The organism is Enterobacter sp. WPR_3_1 (assembly GCF_003635055.1).
Lineage (GTDB): Bacteria > Pseudomonadota > Gammaproteobacteria > Enterobacterales > Enterobacteriaceae > Enterobacter > Enterobacter ludwigii.
Genome location: NZ_RBXU01000016.1, coordinates 131,214 through 154,763, shown reverse-complemented (window position 1 = coordinate 154,763; position 23,550 = coordinate 131,214). Strand labels below are relative to the sequence as shown.

26 protein-coding genes are annotated in these 23,550 nt (G+C 57.7%); 8 read left to right on the top strand and 18 right to left on the bottom strand.

Annotated features, from left to right (window positions below; translation table 11 throughout):
* The first annotated feature begins 89 nt into the window (after positions 1–89).
* The 8 genes from BJ887_RS22750 (at position 90) to arnF (ending at position 8,308) form a co-directional block, all read left to right on the top strand.
* On the top strand, positions 90–596 hold the full coding sequence (locus BJ887_RS22750; protein WP_020884514.1) for a phenolic acid decarboxylase: 507 nt from the start codon (positions 90–92) through the stop codon (positions 594–596).
* Positions 597–917: 321 nt separating this feature from the next.
* Positions 918–2,057 carry a UDP-4-amino-4-deoxy-L-arabinose aminotransferase gene (arnB, locus tag BJ887_RS22745; protein ID WP_121340485.1) on the top strand — a complete coding sequence of 380 codons (1,140 nt, stop codon included), beginning with the start codon at positions 918–920 and terminating at the stop codon, positions 2,055–2,057.
* Position 2,058: 1 nt separating this feature from the next.
* Positions 2,059–3,042 (top strand): undecaprenyl-phosphate 4-deoxy-4-formamido-L-arabinose transferase, encoded by a 984-nt coding sequence (arnC, locus tag BJ887_RS22740; protein ID WP_020884516.1) that lies wholly within the window; start codon positions 2,059–2,061, stop codon positions 3,040–3,042.
* Positions 3,039–5,021 (top strand): bifunctional UDP-4-amino-4-deoxy-L-arabinose formyltransferase/UDP-glucuronic acid oxidase ArnA, encoded by a 1,983-nt coding sequence (arnA, locus tag BJ887_RS22735; RefSeq protein WP_121340484.1) that lies wholly within the window; start codon positions 3,039–3,041, stop codon positions 5,019–5,021. The genes arnC and arnA overlap by 4 nt, the downstream gene beginning before the upstream one ends.
* A complete protein-coding gene (arnD, locus tag BJ887_RS22730) occupies positions 5,018–5,920 on the top strand; it encodes a 4-deoxy-4-formamido-L-arabinose-phosphoundecaprenol deformylase (protein WP_020884517.1) in 903 nt (300 codons plus the stop codon). The genes arnA and arnD overlap by 4 nt, the downstream gene beginning before the upstream one ends.
* Positions 5,917–7,572: a lipid IV(A) 4-amino-4-deoxy-L-arabinosyltransferase gene (arnT, locus tag BJ887_RS22725; protein WP_040018253.1), complete on the top strand. Its 1,656-nt coding sequence runs from the start codon at positions 5,917–5,919 to the stop codon at positions 7,570–7,572. Before arnD ends, arnT begins: the two co-directional genes overlap by 4 nt.
* Entirely contained in the window at positions 7,569–7,907 is a 339-nt protein-coding gene (gene arnE, locus BJ887_RS22720) for a 4-amino-4-deoxy-L-arabinose-phosphoundecaprenol flippase subunit ArnE (protein ID WP_014172049.1), read from the top strand. Before arnT ends, arnE begins: the two co-directional genes overlap by 4 nt.
* Positions 7,904–8,308 (top strand): 4-amino-4-deoxy-L-arabinose-phosphoundecaprenol flippase subunit ArnF, encoded by a 405-nt coding sequence (gene arnF, locus BJ887_RS22715; RefSeq protein WP_032679158.1) that lies wholly within the window; start codon positions 7,904–7,906, stop codon positions 8,306–8,308. Before arnE ends, arnF begins: the two co-directional genes overlap by 4 nt.
* On the opposite strand, the gene acpT is transcribed toward arnF, so the two are convergent.
* From acpT to BJ887_RS22625, 18 genes are all read right to left on the bottom strand, one after another.
* Positions 8,265–8,858 (bottom strand): 4'-phosphopantetheinyl transferase AcpT, encoded by a 594-nt coding sequence (acpT, locus tag BJ887_RS22710; protein ID WP_014172047.1) that lies wholly within the window; start codon positions 8,856–8,858, stop codon positions 8,265–8,267. The genes arnF and acpT overlap by 44 nt on opposite strands.
* A gap of 2 nt (positions 8,859–8,860) precedes the next feature.
* Positions 8,861–10,090: a beta-ketoacyl-ACP synthase gene (locus BJ887_RS22705; RefSeq protein ID WP_014172046.1), complete on the bottom strand. Its 1,230-nt coding sequence runs from the start codon at positions 10,088–10,090 to the stop codon at positions 8,861–8,863.
* Positions 10,087–10,818, bottom strand: coding sequence for a 3-ketoacyl-ACP reductase FabG2 (locus BJ887_RS22700; protein ID WP_014172045.1), 732 nt, complete (start codon positions 10,816–10,818; stop codon positions 10,087–10,089). Before BJ887_RS22700 ends, BJ887_RS22705 begins: the two co-directional genes overlap by 4 nt.
* Positions 10,815–11,288, bottom strand: coding sequence for a hypothetical protein (locus tag BJ887_RS22695; RefSeq protein WP_020884522.1), 474 nt, complete (start codon positions 11,286–11,288; stop codon positions 10,815–10,817). The genes BJ887_RS22700 and BJ887_RS22695 overlap by 4 nt, the downstream gene beginning before the upstream one ends.
* Positions 11,285–12,454, bottom strand: coding sequence for a beta-ketoacyl-[acyl-carrier-protein] synthase family protein (locus BJ887_RS22690; protein WP_047355831.1), 1,170 nt, complete (start codon positions 12,452–12,454; stop codon positions 11,285–11,287). The genes BJ887_RS22695 and BJ887_RS22690 overlap by 4 nt, the downstream gene beginning before the upstream one ends.
* A gap of 1 nt (position 12,455) precedes the next feature.
* Positions 12,456–13,034 (bottom strand): DUF3261 domain-containing protein, encoded by a 579-nt coding sequence (locus tag BJ887_RS22685; RefSeq protein ID WP_014172042.1) that lies wholly within the window; start codon positions 13,032–13,034, stop codon positions 12,456–12,458.
* Positions 13,031–15,355 carry an MMPL family transporter gene (locus BJ887_RS22680; protein ID WP_121340483.1) on the bottom strand — a complete coding sequence of 775 codons (2,325 nt, stop codon included), beginning with the start codon at positions 15,353–15,355 and terminating at the stop codon, positions 13,031–13,033. Before BJ887_RS22680 ends, BJ887_RS22685 begins: the two co-directional genes overlap by 4 nt.
* Entirely contained in the window at positions 15,324–15,929 is a 606-nt protein-coding gene (locus tag BJ887_RS22675; protein ID WP_025202832.1) for an outer membrane lipoprotein carrier protein LolA, read from the bottom strand. The genes BJ887_RS22680 and BJ887_RS22675 overlap by 32 nt, the downstream gene beginning before the upstream one ends.
* Positions 15,926–16,348, bottom strand: a complete 423-nt coding sequence (locus BJ887_RS22670) for a thioesterase family protein (RefSeq protein WP_014172038.1) — start codon at positions 16,346–16,348, stop codon at positions 15,926–15,928. Before BJ887_RS22670 ends, BJ887_RS22675 begins: the two co-directional genes overlap by 4 nt.
* Before the next feature lie 3 nt (positions 16,349–16,351).
* Positions 16,352–18,043, bottom strand: coding sequence for a glycosyltransferase (locus BJ887_RS22665; RefSeq protein ID WP_014172037.1), 1,692 nt, complete (start codon positions 18,041–18,043; stop codon positions 16,352–16,354).
* Positions 18,034–18,387 (bottom strand): beta-hydroxyacyl-ACP dehydratase, encoded by a 354-nt coding sequence (locus BJ887_RS22660; RefSeq protein ID WP_020884527.1) that lies wholly within the window; start codon positions 18,385–18,387, stop codon positions 18,034–18,036. Before BJ887_RS22660 ends, BJ887_RS22665 begins: the two co-directional genes overlap by 10 nt.
* On the bottom strand, positions 18,374–19,735 hold the full coding sequence (locus BJ887_RS22655) for an AMP-binding protein (RefSeq protein WP_121340482.1): 1,362 nt from the start codon (positions 19,733–19,735) through the stop codon (positions 18,374–18,376). The genes BJ887_RS22660 and BJ887_RS22655 overlap by 14 nt, the downstream gene beginning before the upstream one ends.
* A complete protein-coding gene (locus tag BJ887_RS22650; protein ID WP_121340481.1) occupies positions 19,728–20,315 on the bottom strand; it encodes a hypothetical protein in 588 nt (195 codons plus the stop codon). The genes BJ887_RS22655 and BJ887_RS22650 overlap by 8 nt, the downstream gene beginning before the upstream one ends.
* A 6-nt stretch (positions 20,316–20,321) precedes the next feature.
* Complete coding sequence (locus tag BJ887_RS22645) at positions 20,322–20,573, bottom strand: acyl carrier protein (protein WP_014172033.1); 252 nt, start codon at positions 20,571–20,573, stop codon at positions 20,322–20,324.
* A gap of 13 nt (positions 20,574–20,586) precedes the next feature.
* Positions 20,587–20,844, bottom strand: a complete 258-nt coding sequence (locus tag BJ887_RS22640; protein WP_020884530.1) for a phosphopantetheine-binding protein — start codon at positions 20,842–20,844, stop codon at positions 20,587–20,589.
* On the bottom strand, positions 20,825–21,640 hold the full coding sequence (locus tag BJ887_RS22635) for a 1-acyl-sn-glycerol-3-phosphate acyltransferase (protein WP_025202835.1): 816 nt from the start codon (positions 21,638–21,640) through the stop codon (positions 20,825–20,827). Before BJ887_RS22635 ends, BJ887_RS22640 begins: the two co-directional genes overlap by 20 nt.
* Positions 21,637–22,359, bottom strand: coding sequence for a beta-ketoacyl synthase chain length factor (locus BJ887_RS22630; protein ID WP_121340480.1), 723 nt, complete (start codon positions 22,357–22,359; stop codon positions 21,637–21,639). The genes BJ887_RS22635 and BJ887_RS22630 overlap by 4 nt, the downstream gene beginning before the upstream one ends.
* Before the next feature lie 64 nt (positions 22,360–22,423).
* Complete coding sequence (locus BJ887_RS22625) at positions 22,424–23,488, bottom strand: methyltransferase (RefSeq protein ID WP_014172029.1); 1,065 nt, start codon at positions 23,486–23,488, stop codon at positions 22,424–22,426.
* Between the last annotated feature and the right edge of the window lie 62 nt (positions 23,489–23,550).

The following is a 23,550-nucleotide window of genomic DNA, read 5'->3' as shown; positions in this document are numbered from 1 at the left end:
AAATTTGGATGAATTTGATTCAAACATAGCGTTATTCATTCATTTTTTGAAGGGGTACGATCGTCTCATCAAAACAAAGGAGACACATTATGAACACCTTCGACAAACATGACTTAAGCGGCTTCGTCGGCAAACACCTTGTATATACCTATGATAATGGCTGGAACTACGAGATTTATGTCAAAAACGAAACCACCCTTGATTACCGTATTCACAGCGGGATTGTGGCGAACCGTTGGGTGAAAGATCAGCAGGCTTATATTGTTCGCGTAGGGGAGAGCATCTATAAAATTTCCTGGACAGAACCAACCGGTACCGACGTGAGCCTGATTGCAAACCTGGGTGACAAACTGTTCCACGGCACCATCTTCTTCCCGCGTTGGGTGATCAACAATCCAGAAAAAACCGTCTGCTTCCAGAACGATCATATTCCATTGATGAATGCGTATCGTGATGCGGGCCCGGCATACCCCACTGAAGTCATTGATGAATTTGCGACGATCACCTTTGTTCGCGACTGTGGGGCGAATAATGAAAGCGTTATTGCCTGTGCGGCGAGCGAGTTACCAAAAAACTTTCCTGATAATTTAAAATAAGCGCGACAATTAACTAAAAAGAAAAGTTCCCGGCTATTTCTTCTTTTAAAAGAAATAGCCGGGATTTTTTTGTTTGTTGATGTTATGTTTAAAAAATTGCAGGCAAAGGTCGAGTTTGATCACACAATAAATAATTCATAATAATTTAACTCTTTGTATTTTAAGTGGTTAATGGCTGGATAAAGTGAATGGAATGTCTTTCTTAATTTTTCCCTAAGAAATGTTAGCTACCTTGATATAAGTTTATGGTTCGTTGAAATAAACGAGCCGGCATTTGGTTAATATCAAAAGCGTGCCATTCTTATTTCAAGGAAATTAATGATGAGTGATTTTTTGCCTTTTTCCCGGCCGTCCATGGGTAGCGAGGAATTAGCGGCGTTGCAGGAGGTATTAACCTCCGGCTGGATCACCACAGGACCGAAAAATCAGGCGCTTGAAGAGGCATTCTGTCAGCTAACCGGGAATCAACATGCGATTGCCGTCAGCTCAGCGACCGCGGGAATGCATGTCACGCTGATGGCGCTGGGTATTGGTCCAGGCGATGAAGTGATCACCCCCTCCCTGACCTGGGTATCCACACTGAATATGATTGTGCTGCTGGGCGCAACCCCGGTGATGATTGATGTTGACCGGGATACGTTGATGGTCATGCCGGATGCGATCGACGCCGCCATTACGCCGCGTACAAAAGCGATTGTTCCGGTTCATTATGCCGGCGCGCCGTGTGACATCGACGCCATTCGCGCCATCGGGGAACGTCACGGTATTCCGGTCATTGAAGATGCGGCGCATGCAGCCGGCACGTACTACCACTCGCGTCACGTGGGCTGGCAGGGCACCGCGATTTTCTCATTCCACGCCATTAAAAACATGACCTGCGCCGAAGGCGGGTTAGTGGTCACGGACGATGCGCAACTGGCGCAGCGGATCCGTAGCCTGAAATTCCACGGTCTGGGTGTGGACGCCTACGACCGCCAGACGCACGGTCGTGCGCCGCAGGCAGAAGTTATCACGCCCGGCTTCAAATACAACCTGGCGGATATCAACGCCGCGCTGGCGCTGGTGCAGTTGGGCAAACTGAAAGAGGCCAACGCACGACGTCATGACATTGCTGAACGCTATCTTCGCGAGCTTGCCGATACGCCGTTCCAGCCGCTGCGTATTCCTTCATGGTCGCACGTCCACGCCTGGCATCTGTTCATCATTCGCGTGGATGAAGCCCGTTGCGGGATTTCTCGCGACAACCTGATGGCAGCCCTGAAGGAAAAAGGCATTGGCACCGGCCTGCATTTCCGCGCGGCGCACACGCAAAAATACTACCGCGAGCGTTTTCCTGATGTATCGCTCCCGAATTCTGAATGGAATAGCGCGCGTATTTGTTCTCTCCCCCTTTTCCCGGACATGACTCATGACGACACAACCCGCGTCATTACCGCGCTCCATCAGCTTGCAGGAAATTGATATGTTCAGCGCACCGCCTGTACAAAAAGTTTCTGTGGTTATCCCCGTTTACAACGAACAGGAGAGCCTGCCCGAACTGATCAGCCGCACGACGGCCGCCTGCGACACGCTCGGCAAAGCCTATGAAATACTGCTGGTGGATGATGGCAGTAGCGATAATTCCGCGCTGATGCTGACCGAAGCCGCGCAGGCCGAGGGCAGCCATATTGTTGCCGTGCTGCTTAACCGTAACTACGGTCAGCACTCCGCCATTATGGCCGGGTTCAGCCATGTGACGGGCGATCTGATTATTACGCTTGATGCCGATCTGCAAAACCCGCCGGAAGAGATCCCGCGTCTGGTTGCAAAGGCCGATGAAGGGTACGACGTGGTCGGCACGGTGCGGCAAAACCGTCAGGACAGCCTGTTCCGTAAGCTGGCTTCCCGCACAATCAACCGTCTGATCCAGCGGACCACCGGCAAAGCGATGGGCGATTATGGCTGCATGCTGCGCGCCTACCGCCGCCATATTGTCGACGCCATGCTGCACTGCCATGAACGCAGCACGTTTATTCCCATTCTCGCGAACACCTTTGCCCGTAAGGCGACGGAAATCCCGGTACTGCACGCCGAGCGCGAGCACGGGGAGTCGAAGTACAGCTTTATGCGTCTCATCAACCTGATGTACGACCTTATCACCTGCCTGACCACCACGCCGCTGCGCCTGTTGAGCGTTTTCGGCAGCATCATTGCCGTGTTCGGCTTCGCGCTCTCTGTGCTGCTGGTGTTACTCCGCCTGATCTACGGTCCCCAGTGGGCGGCGGAAGGGGTCTTCATGCTCTTTGCCGTGCTGTTTATGTTCATCGGCGCCCAGTTTGTCGGGATGGGTCTGCTCGGGGAATACATTGGCCGTATTTATAACGATGTTCGCGCACGTCCGCGCTACTTTATTCAACGTGTTGTCCGCCAGGAACACAAAGCATCTCAAGAGGAAATTCACCCATGAAAGCTGTTGTCTTTGCCTATCACGATATGGGGTGTGCGGGCACGCTGGCCCTGCTGGAAGCGGGCTATGAAATCGCTGCAATCTTCACGCATCCGGACACGGCCGGAGAGAATAACTTCTTTGGCTCGGTGGCGCGTATCGCCGCAGAGCGCGGTATTCCGGTTTACGCCCCGGACGATGTCAACCATCCGCTGTGGGTGGACCGCATCCGGGCGCTCGCGCCTGATGCCATCTTCTCGTTCTATTATCGCAACCTGATTTGCGATGAGATTTTAAGTCTGGCCGCAAAAGGGGCATTTAATCTTCACGGCTCTTTGCTGCCCGCCTACCGTGGCCGCGCACCGCTGAACTGGGTGCTGGTGAACGGCGAAACGGAAACTGGCGTCACTCTGCACCGTATGGTGCACCGCGCAGATGCCGGTGCCATCATCGCGCAGCAGCGCGTGGCTATCGACGCGGATGAAACTGCGCTGCAGCTTCATCAGAAGCTCTGCACCGTAGCGCAAAGCCTGCTACGTGATGTGTTGCCAGCGGTCCTTAACGGCACCTTCAGCGAGACCGCGCAGGATGAGAGCAAGGCGAGCTGTTTTGGCCGTCGCCGGCCAGAAGATGGTCGCCTGGACTGGAACAAGCCGGCTCGTCAGTTGCACAACCTGGTGCGTGCCGTCACCGACCCCTGGCCGGGGGCGTACAGCTTTGCCGGCGTGAGTAAGTTTATCGTCTGGAAATCCCGCGTACGCGACGACATTCCTGCCGCCAAACCGGGCACCGTTGTCTCGGCTTCCCCGCTGATTGTCAGCTGCGGCGAACAGGCGCTGGAGATCGTTACCGGGCAAACCGATAACGGCGTTTATGTTCAGGGCGCGCAGCTGGCTCAGTCTCTGGGGCTGGTCACTGGCGCACTGATCACCAGCGCACCGGTCGTGGCCATCAAACGCCGCACCCGCGTGCTGATCCTTGGCGTCAATGGCTTTATCGGCAACCACCTGACCGAGCGTCTGCTGAAAGACGATAACTACGAAATTTATGGTCTGGATATCGGTGCCGATGCCATCAGTCGTTTCCTCGACAACCCGCGTTTCCACTTTGTGGAAGGGGATATCAGCATTCACTCCGAGTGGATTGAATATCACATTAAAAAATGTGACGTGGTGCTGCCGCTGGTGGCTATTGCCACGCCGATTGAGTACACCCGTAACCCGCTGCGCGTGTTCGAGCTGGACTTCGAAGAGAACCTGAAGATCATCCGCGACTGTGTGAAATACGACAAGCGCATCATCTTCCCGTCAACTTCTGAAGTGTACGGCATGTGTACTGACAAAAACTTCGACGAAGATACCTCTAACCTGGTCGTCGGGCCGATCAACAAGCAGCGCTGGATTTATTCCGTCTCCAAGCAGCTGCTCGACCGCGTGATCTGGGCCTACGGTGAGAAAGCGGGTCTGCGCTTTACGCTGTTCCGTCCGTTTAACTGGATGGGGCCACGTCTGGATAACCTTAACGCGGCGCGTATCGGCAGCTCACGTGCCATCACCCAGCTGATCCTGAACCTGGTGGAAGGCTCGCCCATCAAGCTTATCGAAGGCGGTAAACAAAAACGCTGCTTTACGGATATCAGCGACGGTATCGAGGCGCTGTTCCGCATCATCGAAAACAAAGAGGGTCGCTGCAACGGAGAGATCATCAACATCGGTAACCCGGATAACGAAGCGAGCATTCGCGAGCTGGCTGAGATGCTGCTGGCAAGCTTTGAACGTCATCCGCTGCGCGATCGCTTCCCGCCGTTTGCCGGTTTCCGTGAAGTGGAAAGCAGCAGCTACTACGGTAAAGGTTATCAGGACGTTGAGCACCGGAAACCCAGCATTCGTAATGCGAAACGCTGCCTGAACTGGACACCGACGGTGAAGATGGATCAGACCATTGATGAAACGCTCGATTTCTTCCTGCGCACCGTGGAGCTGTCGGAACAGGTCTCATGAGAAAAGTCGGTTTACGCATTGATGTCGACACCTTCAGGGGGACGCGTGATGGCGTACCCAAACTGCTGGAACTGCTGAGCAAGCACAACGTGCGCTCATCCATTTTCTTCAGCGTGGGGCCTGACAATATGGGACGTCATTTATGGCGTCTGGTTAAACCGGCATTTCTGTTCAAAATGCTGCGCTCACGCGCAGCCTCTCTCTACGGCTGGGATATTTTGCTGGCCGGAACCGCATGGCCCGGCAGGCGCATTGGCGCGGGTAATGAAGCCGTTATCCGCGACGCGGCGCAGCACCATGAGGTTGGACTGCATGCCTGGGATCACCATGCCTGGCAGGCCTGGGCTGGCGTCTGGGATATTCCACGCCTGTCGCGTGAAGTTGAGCGCGGCATGCTGGAGCTGGAGGCCATTACCGGCCAGACGATTCGCTGCTCCGCCGTGGCAGGATGGCGTGCCGACCAACGCGTGGTGAAAGCCAAAGAACCCTTCGCGTTTCGCTACAACAGCGATTGCCGCGGCACCGGGCCTTTTTTGCCGCTCATCGGGGAGAATCGCCTGGGGACGGTGCAAATCCCGGTCACGCTTCCCACCTGGGATGAAGTGGTTGGGCGCGAGGTCAGTGCAGGAGGGTTCAATCGCTATATTCTGGACTGCATTCATCGCGACACCGGTACGCCCGTCTACACCATCCACGCGGAAGTGGAAGGGATTGCGTATCAGCATGATTTCGATGCACTGTTGACGATGGCCGCTCAGGAGGGCATTCAGTTTTGTCCATTGAGCGAATTGCTGCCAGAGGATCTTAGCGTCCTGCCCGTGGGCAAAATTGTGCGTAATGAACTGGCTGGCCGGGAAGGCTGGCTTGGCTATCAACAAACCGTGAGTCCGGTATCATGAAAGCAGCCCGTTATGGCTTAGCGCTTCTCGCACTGTTTATCGTTTACTACCTCATTCCGATTGATATCCGCATGCTGTGGCAGCCTGATGAAACGCGCTATGCGGAAATCAGCCGCGAAATGCTGGCGTCTGGAGACTGGATTGTCCCGCATTTTCTGGGGCTGCGTTACTTTGAAAAGCCGATTGCGGGCTACTGGATCAACAGTATCGGGCAACTGCTGTTTGGGCATACTAACTTTGCCGTGCGCGCCGGCGCCATATTCTCAACCGGGTTGACGGCTCTGCTGGTGATCTGGATGGCGTGGCGCCTGTGGCGGGATAAGCGCGTTGCCATTTTCTCCGGCCTTATCTTCCTGACCCTGTTCCTGGTGTATGGCATTGGTACGTACGCCGTGCTGGATCCCATCATTACCCTGTGGCTGGTGGCCGCTATGTGCAGCTTCTGGCTGGCCTCGCAGGCTGAAACCGTGGCCGGAAAAGCGGGTGGCTACGTGCTGCTCGGGCTTGCCTGCGGCATGGGGGTGATGACCAAAGGATTCCTGGCGCTGGCGGTGCCGGTAATAGGCGTGCTGCCGTGGGTGATTGCGCAGAAGCGCTGGAAAGAGGTGCTGATCTTTGGCTGGCTGGCCATCGTGAGCTGTGTGCTGATCGTCCTGCCCTGGGCGCTGGCCATTGCGCACCGAGAGCCTGATTTCTGGCGCTACTTCTTCTGGGTTGAGCATATTCAGCGCTTTGCCCAGAGCGATGCTCAGCACAAAGCGCCGTTCTGGTACTACCTGCCGTTCCTGCTGGCCGGCAGTCTGCCGTGGCTGGCGCTGTTGCCCGGCGCGTTTCGGCTGGGCTGGCGCGAAAGAGACAACACGGGCGGTGGCTTTTATCTGCTTGGATGGGTCGTGATGCCGCTGCTGTTCTTCAGCATTGCCAAAGGCAAACTGCCAACCTACATCCTGCCGTGTTTTGCTCCGCTGGCTATCCTGATGGCGCGCTATGCCTGCATCGCGGCGGACAAAGGGGCCAGAGCGTTACGCATTAACGGCGGGATTAACCTGGCGTTTGGTGTGATTGGCGTGGTGGCGGCGCTGGTGGTCTCGCCGTGGGGGGTTGCTAAGCATCCGGTCTGGACATCCGTTGAGCTGTATAAAGTCTTCTGCGCGGTGCTGGCGTTTCTCGTCTGGGCGGCTGTCGGCTGGTTTACCGTGCGGCAAAGCGCGCAGCGCTGGTGGCTGGCGGCGTTGTGTCCTGCTGGCGTGGCGCTGCTGATTGGGTTTGCCATTCCTAACCTGGTGGTGGATTCCAAACAGCCGCAGTCGCTGGTGGATACCATCCGTGACCCGCTTCAGAGCAGCCGGTTTGTGCTGGCGAACAATGTTGGCGTGGCCTCCGGGCTGGCGTGGGAGCTTAAGCGTAATGACATCATTCTGTTTGGTCAGAGCGGCGAGCTGAGCTACGGGCTAGCGTACCCGGATGTGAAAGACCGGTTTGTCGAGAAAGATAATTTTGCGCAGTGGCTGGCAACGCATCGCCAGCAGGGGGGCGTGTCACTGGTGATCCTGCTGTCAAAACACGACGATATTAAGCGGGCTCATCTGCCAGAACCGGACAGCCTGTATATTCAGGGCCGTCTGGCCTGGCTGCAGTATTTACCGCAATGACGACCTGGCTCTGGTTGATACTGGCAAGCCTGCTGACCTGCGCAGGGCAGCTGTGTCAGAAGCAGGCCACCCGTCCGGCGAAAGCCGGGCGGCGTGGCGCGCATATTATGCTGTGGCTGGGCCTGGCATTGCTGGCGCTGGGCAGCGGCATGCTGGTCTGGCTGGTGGTCCTGCAGCGCCTGCCTGTCGGCGTTGCCTACCCTATGCTGAGCCTCAATTTTGTCTGGGTGACCCTGGCGGCGAAAGCATTCTGGCATGAAAAAGTCGCGTTGCATCACTGGCTGGGCGTCGGGTTCATCATCATCGGCATTGTTATCCTCGGAGGAAGCCTGTGAGAGGAACATTCTGGGCGTTATGCAGCGTAATGCTGGTCAGCGCGGCGCAGCTGCTGCTGCGCTATGCCATGCAGGCCCTGCCACCAGTCAGCGAGCTTGATGCGTTTGTCTCCGCGCTCTGGCACTTCTCATCCGGTACTGGCGCGCTGCTGCTGGGACTCATGGGGTATATAGCCTCGATGGGCTGCTGGTATCTGGCGTTGCATCGCATGGCGCTCAGCAAAGCGTATGCCTTGCTGAGCCTCAGTTACATTCTGGTGTGGGCCGCGGCCATTTTGTTGCCCGGCTGGAACGAACACTTTTCCTGGCACGGGCTGGCGGGGGTCGGGATGATTATTCTCGGCGTGCTGGTGATTTTTATGCCACGGACATCCCGTGGTGAGCAATCGTCCCGGCGGTGAGGGTATAAGGCGTTGAGGTGCAGACGGCAAGACTGAGCGAGCCGAACTGGAGCTGGCTTACCGAATGCGTCTGCGACGTGCTGTCGATGCTGACAATCTGCCAGGCGCTGCCGCCTCGCTGCTTCACGATGGCCTCTTTACGCGTCCAGATCCCCCAGAAAGCAGAAAGCTTTGTCTCCGGGTCTTCGCGCTCCAGCTCCGCATGTTCCGCCACGCTGAAGACGGCGTTAGCCAGCGCCTGCCAGTTTTCACGTGGGCGGATAACTTCGATATCACACCCCACTTCGCCTTCGTCGCTCAGCAGCAGCGCGATATTATCGCCGCTGTGACTCAGGTTAAACCAGAAGGGCTGCGCATCCACGAAGGTCGGCTTCCCTTGCTCACCATAGACGATCTCGGGTAACGGAGAAGGAGAAAGCGTTTTGGCGAGCAGGGTTCTCCCCGCCAGCCAGGATGCATTTCGTGCACCCGCAGGTGCCATATGTGCAAGCGTCGACGCCAGCGGGTCTGCGCTCAGGGTGGAGATCTTTCCCAGTATAAACTGGTACATAGTTACGCCCAGCGTTTGATGATTATCGACGTGTTGATGCCGCCAAATGCGAAGTTATTGCTTTGCAGATACTCGCAGTCAATCTGACGGGCTTCACCCATAATATAATCTAAAGCACCACATTGCTCATCCGGTTGTCTTAAATTGAGCGTCGGGGCAAACCAGCCCTCACGCATCATCTGCAGACTCATCCAGGCTTCCAGTGCCCCACAGGCGCCTAACGTGTGGCCAAAATAGCTCTTCAGCGACGAAATTGGCACGTTGTCGCCAAAGATGGCGGCGGTGGCCTGGCTTTCGGCGATATCACCGCGATCGGTGGCGGTACCGTGCGCGGAGATGTACCCCATGTCCCGCGCGCTTAACCCTGCTAACGCCAGCGACTGCTCCATACAAATTTGCATGGTTTCTCGCTGTGGCTGGGTGATATGGGCTGCATCACAGTTGGTGGCGAAGCCAACGATCTCGCCATAGATGGTTGCACCGCGTGCTCTGGCATGCTCAAGCTCTTCCAGAATCAGGGTGCCTGCGCCTTCCCCAATGACCAGACCATCACGCTGCGTATCAAATGGCGAAGGGGTGGTTTTCGGCGCATCGTTGCGCTGGCTGGTCGCGAATAAGGTGTCAAATACCGCCGCCTCTGACGGACAAAGCTCCTCTGCTCCGCCTGCGACCATCACGGTCTGATAACCGTGACGAATGGCTTCCCAGGCGTAGCCAATGGCCTGACTGCCCGACGTACAGGCACTCGACGTCGGGATAACGCGACCCCGAAGACCAAAGAACAGGCCGGTATTCACCGCGGTCGTGTGCGGCATCATCTGCACATAGGTCGTACCGGTGATGTTGTGGGTGTGTTTTTCGGTGAGCATGGTGGCGAATTCGCTGACTGGCCCGGTACTGCCTGTGGAGGAGCCATAGGCGATACCGGTTTGGCCATTCGTGAGCACCGCCTCGCCAATCAGCCCCGCCTGCTCCAGCGCCAGCTCGGTGGCGCGGGTCGACATCAACGACACGCGGCCCATGGCGCGAATACGCTTGCGGGTATAGTGTTCCGGCAGGGTGAAATCATCAATCGGCGCGCCCAGCAGGGTGTGCAGGCCATCGTAAACCTGCCACTCCGGCATTTTGCGTACCGCGTTGTCATACGCCAGCAGCCTGCGGGAAACGGATTGCCAGTCCTCGCCGAAGGCGGTAACGCCGCCCATACCGGTAATCACCACGCGACGCGTCATAGCATTCCTCCGTTGATGGAAATGACCTGGCGGGTAACGTAGCCTGCAATATCTGACATCAGATAGCTGGCAAGTCCTGCAACCTCTTCGGCCTGGCCCATCCGTTTCATGGGAATGATGGACATTGCCTCTTTCAGCGCAGCCTCTTCCATTTCAATCATGCCGGTATCAATCAGCCCCGGCGCAATGCAGTTCACGGTGATTTTGCGTTTTGCCAGCTCAATTGCCAGTGCTTTGGTCGCGCCAATAATGCCCGCTTTTGCCGCGCTGTAGTTCACCTGACCGCGGTTGCCCATCATGCCGGACACGGAGGATAAGGTGATAATGCGCCCCCCTTTTCGGGTGGCGATCATCGGCATAATGCAGGGTTGAATAACGTTATAAAAACTGTCGAGGTTGGTATGAATGACGCTGTCCCAGTCGTCTTCGCTGAGGGCCGGAAACGCACCGTCGCGGGTGATACCGGCATTACTGACCACGCCATACCATGCGCCGTGGGCCTCGATATTCTGCTCCAGCACGTCACGGCACTGTTCGCGGTTACCTGCATCGAAAGAGAGCAGGCGACCCTGACCGCCCGCCTGTGTGATGGTATCCAGCGTCGCCTGCGCGCCTGCGGCGTCACGGTGGTAATGTACGCCTACGGTAAACCCATCAGCGGCAAGCTGGCAGGCGATGGCACGACCAATGCCTTTGCTGGCCCCGGTGACCAGTACGGAACGACTCATGCGTGAGATCCCTGATTAAAAAGCGATGTTAATTCTTCTGCGCTCGGCTGGAAGGTATTGACCCGGCCCGTGGCCAGCGTCTCCTCACCTGAGGAGATCGTACATTCAAAACTGCCGAAGCGTTCATCCTGCATCAGCAGTCTGACGGTGATGTCCAGCGTCGCGTCTTTTGCGAAATGTCCACTGGCGCAGACCAACTCGCGCGCACCCAGCACCATGCCCAACGCAATATGATCTTGCCCTTTCTGCTGGCGATGCCAGCCTGACCAGACGCCAACGGTCTGCGCCATCAGTTCGAGCGCGTACCAGCCAGGCAAATCGCCCTCGGCATTCAAAAAGGGCGCCAGTACGCTTTGGCCGTTGACCGCGACACGGCATACGGCGGAATCGTCGGTGACGCGTTCAACGGATCCCAGCAGCATCATTGGCGCATCGTGCGGCAGATAGTCGACGGGTGATAAGTAGCTCATGACACTCTCCCCAGCAGGATGCTGGCGTTGTTGCCACCAAACGCGAACGAGTTAGATAAAATGACCGGTTTTTTCAGCGCGGTGCTCTGGTGCAGCACGCCGCACGGCGACAGCGTTTCGTCCGGCGCGTAGCGGGCGAAATCCTGTGGGGGTAACGGCAGGTCACGCGTCAGAATAAGCCAGCTCAACGCCGCTTCGGTGATACCGGCAGCGCCCAGCGTATGGCCGGTAAGGTGTTTGGTAGAACTGCAGGGCACGTTTTCTCCAAAGAGGTCGTGTACCACGTGTGATTCAATCTGATCGTTGAGCGGTGTGGCGGTGCCGTGCAGGTTGATATAGCCAATATCCTCCGGCTGCAGACCCGCGTCATTGAGCGCCTGGGTAATGGCGCGAATGGCGCCTTCACCCTGCGGATGCGGCGCCGAAATATGGTAAGCATCGCTGGACTCGCCTGTTCCCAGCAGCGCGACCCCGGCGGGCTCACGGGTCAACACCATCAGCGCAGCGGCTTCACCAATGGTGATACCCCGACGGTCGCGGCCAAACGGCTCGCAGAGCGTTGGAGAAAGCGATTCCAGACTGTGAAAGCCATTGACGGGCATCCGGCTCAGGGTATCTGCGCCGCCAACAATGGCAATATCCACCAGCCCGGCGTCAATCAGACGCCGGCCGCTGATAATTGCCCGCGCGCTGGAGGAGCAGGCGGTCGAGAGGGTATATGCCGGGCCCTCGAGCTGTAACCAGTTTGCCAGAAAGCGGGACGGATCGCCCAGCTCCTGTTGCGGATACTGCCACCGGGTGCTGGCTTCGCCGTTGAGCGTTAATCGTACGTGCTCATCCCCTTCATCGAGGCCGGAGGTGCTGGTACCCAAAACCACGGCCACGCGGTCGCGGCCGACCCGGGCAATCGCGTCGTCAACGGCGGATTGAATCTGTGCCAGCGCGGCCAGCAGCAGCTGGTTATTGCGGGTGCGGTGCGCGGACAGGGTATCCGGAATGGACGGCAACTCGCCTTCCACGCCGCCCAGCACGGCATCGGGCGCATCCTGCAACCAGCCGGACCGACAATGCATGCCGGGGGCTACACCCGCCGTCAGGTTAGCGGCAATCTCATCCAGCGAGTTACCCAGCGCGTTGACCATGCCAACAGCAGAAATGTAAATCATCTCAGTCACCCAGATATTGAATGGTGATGTGGTAGTTAAAGACGTGTTGCTCGATGCTGATTGGCACGCGCTTGCCTTTGCGTTGCAGGTAGACAATGTCAGTCACCAGCTTGCCGCTGGCATTGCGTAGCTCGCGCCGATCGCCCTTGTCTTTAAGCGTCCAGCCCTTTGGCAGTTGTGGCTGCCAGGCGCTGAGTGGCCAGTGGCTGAGCATCACATCGGCCAGTACCTGGCTGGCGGGAGGCAGCTGCGGCACAACGATCGACTGTTCGGTGTGGATCCCGGTGTCGTCGTAAGTCGCCAGGAACAGACGGATACCGACGGAAGAGAGCCCGGCAAGCGTCACTTTGTGATCATCCGCGTTGAGCATGACCAGCAGGGACTGCGTTTGTCCGTTGAAGGTTCCAGTCAGCAGCTGCTGCGAACTGACCGCCGGGGTAATACCGGGCGGCGGCAGCGTCACTCGGGTTCCTGGCTGAAGCCAGGCCTGCGGACGTGTCCCTTCAGTATCGGTCGAATGGCTACAGCCTGCCAGCAGCAGCGTCGCGACCAGCGCGGCTGCGCGGTAAAAAGCATTCATTTTCGTTTTCTCTCTTTCTTAACAGGCATCGCCAGCGGCGCCAGCAGGAAGGCGGTAAAAATGCCGCTCACCAGCACAATACCGAAGCTGCTGATGGCCTGCGTGGCGCTGAACACGAGCATGCCTAACGTCAGCAGCGTGGTCATCATCGCCAGCGTGATGGCCAGCATCGACGTCAGCGGCGTACCGCGCGGGTTGCCGAAAAACAGCGTGTAGTTAATGCCAATGCCGAGCACCAGGACCAGCGCCAGCAGTGAAAACAGATTTACCGGATGCCCCGTGACGGCCAGCGCGGCCAGCCCGCAGCTGAGCGACAGCACGGACGGGACCAGACTGATAAGCCCTTTTCGCCAGCCGAGGCGTACCATCGCCCCGCAGGCAATCACCGCCAGCGCGACAAACAAGAGTCCCGTTAACAGCGTGCGGTAGAGCTCAAACAGGCTGTCAAAACTGGCCTTGCGATCGACCCAGACGACGCCCGCATGACGGGCGGCTACTTCGCTGAGTGCGGCGCTGTTCCGGGCGTTGTCCACCGGCACTAACACACCGCTTTCGCCGTCAGGCAGGGTCAGCCACAGCAGACGCCAGCCTTCGCTGGCCGGGCTGGCGAGCCACGCCTCCACGCTCACGGGCATGGCATTCAGATTCGGTGTGACGGTGCTCAGCCCCGCGTTTCGCAGCGCGTTCGTTATGGCCGGCGCGGCCTGCTGCAACAGCAGCAGATCGCTTTTCTGGCGCGCCAGCGAATTTAAGGGCAGGGTCCGCCAGCGGGTAATATCCCCCGCTTTTTGGGCCTGGGCTAACGCCGGGGTAAAGGCTTCCAGTCGTTCCAGCGTTTGCTGCGGCGATGCGCCATACACCACAAACCATTTCTGATCGACACCTTGCCCGGTCAGGGCGGTAATGGTTTTCTCCTGCGCCAGAATGTCTTTGGGCAGCGCCTGTAGCTGGGCGATATCGTCGTTGACCTTCAGGGTGGCAAGCCCGGCAGCCGAGACCAGCGCCAGTACCACAGGCAGGCCCACAGAGAGTTTTTTAGTGCGTCGCCAGGCGGCCAGCCAGCGCAACATCAGGACCATAAACGGAACCGGACGCACCGGCAAACCACGACACAGCCAGGGATGCCAGAAAATCACCGTCAGACAGGAGGCGCTCAGCCCCACCGCGGCAAACACCGCCATCTGGCGGATCCCGGGGAAGGGGGCCAGCATCATAATCAGGTAGGCGGCAACGGTCGTCAGCAGCGCCAGAAGCAGCGCATTACGCACTTTGGCCAGGCTTTGCCACGGGGAATGTTCTGCGCCGTGCACCATGCGTTCGGTCAGGTAATAGAGCGTGTAATCCGCTGAAATTCCGATGATGCTCATGCTCATCACCAGCGTCATCAGATGCAGTTCGCCAAACAGCAGCAGCGTCACCACCGTGCCCGCCAGCGCACCTGTGGCAATGGAAATCAGACACAGCAGCAGGGGTTTCAGGGAACGAAACACTGCCAGGATCAGCAGGATAACCCCAAGGATCGTGACGATGCCCAGCGTGGAGATGTCCCGTTTTGCCTGCTGGCTGGCGTAATCACTGTAAAACACGGTACCGCGTGAGAGCAGCTGCGCCTGCGGAAAGCGTGTTTTCAGCGTCTCCTGCAGGGCGGTAAGGGTGGTTACCAGCTGATGGGTTTGCTGCATATCAAACGATGAGCCCGCCAGCTCACCGTGCAGCATATACCAGTAATTTCCACTGGCATCCTGGGTGACCAGCCAGCCGTCCATCAGCCGTAGCTTCTGGCTGTTTTGCGCCAGCGCCAGCTGCGAGCCGCGCATCAGCATCAGGGGATCGTTTTGCAACTCTTTGCCACTTACGCCGGAAAAGGCCGAGTAGAGCTGGGATAAAATCCACTGCGCCTGCGCCTCACCGCCGTTTTGCAGGCGGGCCCGGGTGGCTGAATCAATCAGGCCGTTGCGATGCTGCCAGAAGAACTCGCCCCAGGCCTTTTGCCCGGCGGCGTCCATCGGGCCTTTAACCTCCCTGAGCGAATGGCTGTTTTTCAACAGATCCAGCCACTGCTGCGCCACCCGCGGATCGGGTTCTTTACCGGGACTGACCAGCCAGACAAGCTGGCGGTCAAGACGCTGCATAAACGCGTCGTTGAGTGCCGGCGGGATTGCCCCGAGCGTCTGCTTCGGCAGCATAGCCAGTACGCTGCTGTTCAGGCGCGCGCCGGGCAGCAGCGACAGCAACACGCCCAACAGAATCAGGCATACCGTCGCCCACAGCAGCGCCGGGCGCAGGGATTTACGGTGCGGCAAAGCGTTGGCGTTCGTCATCGGTCAGGCTGGCGGGCGTCAGTGTGTGGCGGGAAAGGACGATATCGGTACGATCGCCCTGCTTATCGTTGAGGCGAATCGTCTCAAGGTAGGTCGCGCCGCCCAGATCGAGGGTAGCGAAAATTTTGTCCAGCGGTGTCGTTGTGGGGGTCAGCACCAGCGACCAGCGGCCTTCGCCGAGATCGCGAAAATCGATGCGGAAGTTCTCTTCCAGCACCTTGCGGTCGGCCTGGAACAGCGCCCGCAGCAGGTGGTTGAACTGGAACATCTGCGGGTTATTGTCGGCGGTAATGGTCTGCGGAGGCTGGCCGTTGATCGTCTGGATCATCCGTTTATCATCCAGCAACAACGTCATGGGGAAAGGCGCTTTTTGATCCCACAGAAGGCCGCTGTCGCGTGCGATCAACATTTCGCCCTGCGAGCGCAGCGGCTGCGGCAGATCCTTAATCGTCCGGACCTGTTCGAAATGCGCGCGCACGACAGGTTGCCCGGTAAACCGCTGCTGCAGCTCATCCAGCGTTACGGCGCTCACCAGCGGGCTGATCATCAGTGCCAGCACAGGCAACCATCTCATGGCGTAACTCCCATTCGTTCAAATAATATAGCCGGGCTGACAAAGCACATTTCACGGCTGGCTTCTTCGACGGCCACCTGGATGGTATAGCCGGTGGTGGTGCGTTTACCGGTTTGCGCGTCGAAAATTTGATAGGCGATGCGCAGACGGTTTTCATACTCTTCGATGTGCGCGCGTACACGGATGCGCTGCTCAAAGGTCACCGCATCGCGGTATTTCACCCGGGTATCGACTACCGGCCAGACATAGCCTGACGCCTTCATCTGGCGATAACCGTAGTTAAACTGGTTGAGCAGCGCCTCGCGGGCAATCTCAAAGTAGCGGAAATAGTTGCCGTGCCAGACCACGCCCATCATATCGACATCGTGGAACGGAACGGTGATTTCTACTTCGGTCGTAAAGCGGGGATCGGTCAGCACCCTTTACTCCTTCTCTTTGGCATCCGGCAGGTGCCAGAAATCGAAAAAATTAAACCAGTCGAGCGGTGACATTAAGGCGTAATGCTCAAGCCGCTGTGCATAGCGATCGACGGCCTGTTGCAGCGCCTGCTGGCGCTCCCCGCGTGGCAGAAGCAGCGGGTCGGCAAACGGTTCGCAGTGTATCGTGAGCGCACCCTGCTGACGCAGGGCGTAAATCAGCACCACCGGGCAGCGCAGAATGGAGGCGAGAATAAACGGCCCTTGCGGGAACGGGGCGGGCTGTCCCATAAATGAACTCCAGATCACCCGCCAGTCGCCACCGCGCTGTGGCGTGACCGCTATGCGATCGCCCACAATGGCAACCCACTCACCGCGCTCAAGCTTCTCTTTGATGGCGATAGCAGTATCCGGGCCAATGTCCGTCACGGGCATCAGGTTAACCCCCGCCTGGGGGGCCATCTCGGTCATGATCTGTTTAAAGCGCTGCGCGTTATCGCTAAAGACCAGCGCGTTGATGACTTTGCTGCCTTCCAGCTGAGCCAGTGCCCGGCAGGCTTCCACATCGCCAAGATGCGACGCGAGCAGCAGTTTGCCTTGCGATGCGTCAGCATCCAGCACGTCATACGCACCGGGAGCAAAGACCACGTCACGATGAAACTTCAGTTCGCCGCGCCAGCTGGCGACTTTATCCAGCATGGCGTTACCGAAGCGCATAAAATGGAAAAAGCTGTTAAGGCGTGGCGGAACAGGCATGTTCCGCTGCGTCAGCACCTGCTTCACTCGTGCTGTCCACTGCTGTGAAGCCTGTCGCGCCGGTCGGGCCGTAAGCCAGTACACCCCGATAACCGGCCACAGCAGCACGGTAAAGGCCCGGCGGCCAAACAGCTGCCAGACGCGCAGCATCAGGCGCATTCCCCACAGGCCCTTCACCTCGTCCTGCTGCGCCCAGTGCTGGCGGCGACGACGAAACAGCAGGGCGGGAATGCGGGGCAGCATGCCGAAGAACAGCCGGGTATGCATCAGCGAGATCCGCACGTTGTCTTTGAGCGCGTCGAAATGGGATAACCCGTCCGGCGGATAGGTAACGCGGGTCGGCAGAAAATAGCTGGTATTGCCCTGCCAGTAGAGACGGACCATCACTTCGGTGTCAAAGTCCATACGTTTACCAAGCGATACGCGTGCGGCCAGCTGCAGCGTGGGCGAGACCGGGTAGACCCGAAAACCGCACATGCTGTCTTTAAGTTGCAGGGACAGGGTTTCAATCCATACCCAGACGTGCGTTATCCAGCGACCGTAGAGGCGGGAGCGCGGAATGGAATCATCGTAAATGGGCTGGCCAGAAATCAGCGCCTCCGGGTGACGCTCAGCCAGAGCCAGCATTTTGGGGATATCCTCAATAGCATGCTGGCCGTCGGCATCCACCTGTACGGCGTGGGTATAGCCCGCGCGGGCAGACTCTTCCAGCCCCTTAATGACCGCGGCACCTTTACCTGCGTTTTGCGCCAGACGTACCAGCGTAACCTGGGGCTGCCCGGCGGCCAGACGCTCCAGAATACGGCGCGTCTGCTCGTCACTTCCGTCATCGACCACCAGGCAGGGCAAGCCGAACGGCGCCAGCCGCGACAGTACCTTTGCCATCATCGCGCCATGGTTGTAGCACGGGATCAGCACGCAGGGGCGGAAGGTTACTGACACAGGCGAATCTTCCCGCTGCTGGCAGTATGGCGATCGTCACCGGCATGGCGCTGGTAGCTGAAGGTCAGTATCTGACGTTCAGCATGCCAGTTAAGGACCAGCGTGACCGTGGTATCTGGCAGCAGAGGGGCCTGGAATTTCACATTTTGGATGCTGTGAAAACGGTAACCCGGTGCCAGCAGCGTGGTGGCGTAGTGCATGACCCAGTCAATCTGTGCCACACCTGGCAGCAACGGCTGTACGGCAAAATGCCCCTGGAACCAGAACAGGGAGGGGTCAAGATGCAAAACGATTTCCAGGTGCTGCGGCTGTGCCTGGTGGCGTTCGATTTCATGAATTTTCATGAAACAACTCCTGTAACTGCGCATAGACACGCTTGTTCATACTGTTTACCGGCATCTCATCGATAATGCGCCAGTAGCGGGGGACGGCGACCGGCTCAAGCCAGGGCCGCAGGGCGCGGCGCCAGGCCAGTTCCTGCGTTTTTTTGCCCTGCTGATGCCAGCGCTGACGGGTCTTCTCATCCAGAACCAGCAGGACACCTATACCCTGACGACCTCCGCGGGTAACCGGTAATGCTGCGGCTTCACATATGCCCTCAAGCTCCAGCAGGCGACGTTCAATCTCGTTCAGTGAGATACGCTTTTCTTCGATTTTGACCACCCGACCACGACGTCCGGCAATGCTAAAAAAACCGTTACTGTCGAAGTGCAGGATATCGTCCAGCTGTAACCCTGCGGCTTCGTGAATGAGCGGGGAGGTCACGCGGCAGATTTCCCCTTCACTCTGGAACACCACACCGGGGAAGGCGAACCAGGGTACGCTGTCCGCCTGACGGTGCCGCCAGGCGAGGATCCCGGTTTCGGTGCTGCCATAGATTTCATCCGGCCAGACGTTAAGCCAGCCATGGGTCTCCGTGACATCGCACCAGGGCAGCATTCCCCCAGCGGAGATCAGCATCACGACGGGAGGGGCAGTCAGCTCGGTATCCAGCCGTTTCAGGAACGCCGGACTGCTGATAAAAAGGTACTGCCTGTCGTGAGGGAGTGCCGCCAGCTGCTCAGCGTAATAAAGCATGGCGGCGTGCAGCGGAAACCCCATCGCCATTGGCAACATGATGCGGAACGTCAGGCCATAGAGATGTTGTGGTACGACCGAGGCCACAATGCTGCAGCCCGCCAGGCGTTCGCCAAAACGGTTCGCCAGCAGGCATGCTTCACGGTCCAGGCTGGTGATGTGCTTAATGACCCGGCGTGGGGTGCCCGTGGAGCCCGAGGTAAAGAGTTCAACAAAGCGCGCGTCGTCAATGACGGGCAACGGTGCCCATTGGCGCGCGCTCTGAGGGGAGGAGGTCACCACAATGACCTTTCCCTGAATATCCAGCGTCTGATCGCTCAGGACACCGCTAAACAGCGACTGCTGTTCGTCGAGCAGAGAGACCCGGCTATGGCCTGGAATGACCGGGGTTTTACCGGCATGCAGTGAGGCCAGCAGCGCAACAATAAACAGGTAGCTGTTTTCAAAGCACAGCGCCCAGCGTTCACCTTCCTGCTGTCGCAATGCTTCTACCAGCAAGGTGACATCGTGGCGCAACTCACCCAGCGTCCAGGTGCGATCGTCAAGCCAGGCGATCGGCGTGTCGTCAGGGCGTGGAGCATTTAACCACTGGCCCAGCGGGAGGGGGTTATTCATCGAACTTCTCTTTTTTCATCACCCGTTGACGCACCAGCCACTCTGTCGCCATCAGCGTGCCCATCAGAAAATAAGCCACCATACCGTTCCACACTGTCCAGACATGCATATCGCCGTGTAGCACGGTAAACAGGGCTATCGCACCGTTACCGAGGAAAAACCCGCACCACACCAGCGTCACCTTACGGGTATATCGCACACCCGCCGGAGGCAAATTCGGTTCACGCAGACGTGCCAGCCGTTCAACCAGCGGCATGGTTGTCCACAGTGAGCCGCCAAACACGGCCAGCATCACGAGATTAACCACCACCGGATAGAGCAGCAGCCACTGATGCGCTTTCAGCAGATAGCTCGCCGCGCAGAGCGCCAGGCCTGCCAGCGCAATGCACTGCACCACATACCGCATCGGGCCTGCGTTTCGCCGCGCCTGATGCAGACGCAGCACCAGCACCAGGGCCATCAGCGGCAACAGCCAGTGCAGACCGTTGTGCGTCAGCCCCAATCCAATCAGGAATGGCCACGCCAGCAACACGACTCCCGTCAGGAGTGGGATCGCCGGAAACGCTCGTCCTCCAGGCACGGTGGTTTACTCGTCGCGCAAAAGCTGAGCGACAGCGTCAACCACATCCTGCACGGTACGGACAGATTTGAAGGTTTCCGGTTTGATTTTCGTCCCCGTTTTCTTCTGCAGGTGAACAATCATGTCCACTGCATCGATACTGTCCAGATCCAGATCTTCGTACAGGCGAGCCTCAGGCGTGATTTCCTGTGGGTCGAGTTCAAACAGCGTAGCCAGGAGTTCGCAGACTTCCTGATAAATGGTTTCTTGTTCAGTCATAACGGATCACATCTCAGGCGCGTTGAGCGTTGATAAAAGAAGCCAGCGTGGCGACGGAAAAGAAGTGCTGACGCATCTCTTCGCTTTCGGCAGACAGCACCACGCCATACTGGTTTTTCACGGCCAGGCCAAGTTCGAGGGCGTCGATAGAGTCGAGACCCAGTCCATCACCAAACAGCGCAGCATCGGTATCGATATCCTCCGCGGTAAGCTCGTCCAGATTCAGCGTGGTGATGATGAGATTTTTAATTTCAAGATGAAGCGCTTGCATCATTAATTCCTGACAAAGATTGAAGGCCTGATGTTAATCGATGCTGCAGATGCCGGTTTAACTGCCTTGCCGCCAGTGCCGGTTCTTGTGTCTTTGCATCGTAAAAAGCGTCGATATTCACGCGATCGCGAACATCTACGGTGAAAACAGGTTTTACGGGCGGTACGTCGTACCAATGACTTTTTTTATCCAGCAGAGGTTCGCTGCAGTGGATCACCACGATGCGCAGGTCGCTGTGGCAGCGCACGGCAATATTTGCCGCGCCGCGCTGGAGGGAGATTGCCTCTCCCGACCGGGTTCGTGTGCCTTCCGGGAAAATTAACAGCGTGTCGCCCTGGGCCAGACGCTGCTGGCTTGCACTGAGGAGCGTTTCCGCTTCGCTGTTAATCAGGTAATCCGCTGCGCGAATGACGCCGCTGACAAAGGGGTTGCGGAGCAACGCACTTTTCACCAGACAGTCGGTTTCGGGCATGACTGACGCCAGGATCACGTAATCAATCAGCGTCGGGTGATTGGCCACCACCAGACAACCGCGATCCCCGCGAAGGGCGTCAAGATTGTGAATGCGATAGTCCAGTACCCCGGTGCCACGGGCGACATGTAAGAAAAAGCGGAAGCTGGCCGCGATACTGCGACGCGCCAGGCGACGGCGTCTGGCGCGGTCGCGCTGAACCAGCAACAGCAGGTTGAACCACACCAGCGACAGCAGCAGCCCGCCCGTGCCAAACAGCACGAAGCAGAAGCCGGTCATCATCAGACGCCATAACCAGTTGATACGGGCAGTCAGGCGGCTCATTCGCGTGTCCATTGCCACAGCAGACGTTCGCCTGAAACCACAAACTGCCGTTCATCGCGGAGGTAATGTTGCAGGAACATCAGGCTCTGCGGCAGGGGAGGTTCTTCACCCGTGCTGCCGCTGCGGGTTTCGCACTGCAGTGTGCTCCCGGCTTCAATCACCAGGGCCAGCGCGTAGGGCCAGGTGGGCATCTGCGGCGGTAAACCCGGATGATAAAAATCGGGCAGGGCGCCGTCAAAATCGACCAGCAAGACGCGGGAATAGCCCGCCTGAAGCAGGCTTAACACTTCACATAATGCCTGCTGGAAGGTGTCCAGCCCGGCAGAAACAGAAGACGAGACGATGGGGTGTCGCGCAGCGATCGTCAGGTTGCCCACCGCCGAATTGTGCACGGACATGGCAAAGTCTGTCGGCGAGACGGCCTGACCGGTCGCCAGGGAGTGCAGGATGCGGAAATTACGCTCCAGTTCGCCATGACGGCTGGAATAGACAACGGCATCAATCGCGTGGCGGCGAAGCAGGGTGAGTCCGAGGTCTACCGCCAGCTTACTGCCCGAGTTGAGGCGGCGCGCGGTCATCATCGGCAGTTCGGTAAGCTTAGGCAGCGGCGCAGCCGGGTCGAGGGTAAGGTGCTGGCGTGACCACGCCTGCCACTCTGCGGCATCACTCAGGCCTGGCGCTCTTGCCTGCCAGTCAATTATGTTCAGTGAAAATTTCATCTACGCGCGTCCGCGGAAAACCATCATTAAAAGACAGGCAAGCCTGCCGGGCAGTTCAACTGCTCTATTGTTCAATTTTTTGACAAATCAATAGGGTATGACCTACCCCAAGGTTGTCCAGCCGCTGTTCTACGTGGAAACCGGCCCGCTCCAGGTAGTGATAAAATTTCTCTACACTGTAAAACCGGCTGTTGCCGTTCGCCATACAGGTGAAATAAAGCGAGGTAGCATTCAGGCTGAATGAGGCGGCTTCAAATTTTTGGGCATCCCAGAACAGTTCCATGATGCACAGTCGCGCGCCGGGCTTCATAACCTGTGCAACGCGAGTCAACATGGCGACAATCTGGTCCGGAGAGAAACAATCCAGGAACTGGCTCATCCACCAGATATCGGCTTCACCCGGCAATGTCGCATGACTAAGCATATCGACAGCATGGAAGCCAATGCGATGAGATAAACCTGCTTTTTCGATGTTTTCCTGCGCCAGCGTTATCTGCTGTGGCAGGTCAAGGATCGTCACGGCAACATTGTCGTCATAGCGGCAGCAGCGTAACGCCCATTTACCCGTATTTCCGCCCACATCGTACAATTTTGTCGGCGAGCTTGCGAATATATATGGCAGCGCCGCGTCGAAAGCGGCATCAGAATAGTAATGATCAAAAGCGAACCAGCTCTCTTTTGCCTGCGCGGGTAATTGTGATAATGCCGGATAGATGGTTGGCCAGTTGCCAAACACGGATAATCCCGCCGGTTTTTCTTCCTGCAGGGCATCGGCCAGATGGAATAATCCCTGGTAACAAACATCCTGCGTGAAATCCATATTCACGCGAGTCATGGTGTCATGCAATAAGAAATGGCCCACCTTTGCCAGGAAATAGCGCCCTTCTTTACAGGTAACGATCCGTCCGCTTAATCCCATATCCAGCAATACGCTTACGCTATAACTGCTCAGGGTACTGTTTTCGGTTATTTCCTCGAGACTTGCCCCTGTTTTCCCTTTTTTATCCAGCCAGGAAAGCACGCCCGAATTACGCAGACAACGCGCGGTCTGAAACAGCATCGGCGCAAAAGCGATGCGTTGCGCTTCGGTAATGGCGTCCAGCGCGTTGAGGGTGTCCTTTTCGTACATGCGTGCGTAACCTTATGAGGCCGAGAAAAACGTTATCGGGCCATGTCGGCCCGACATGAGGA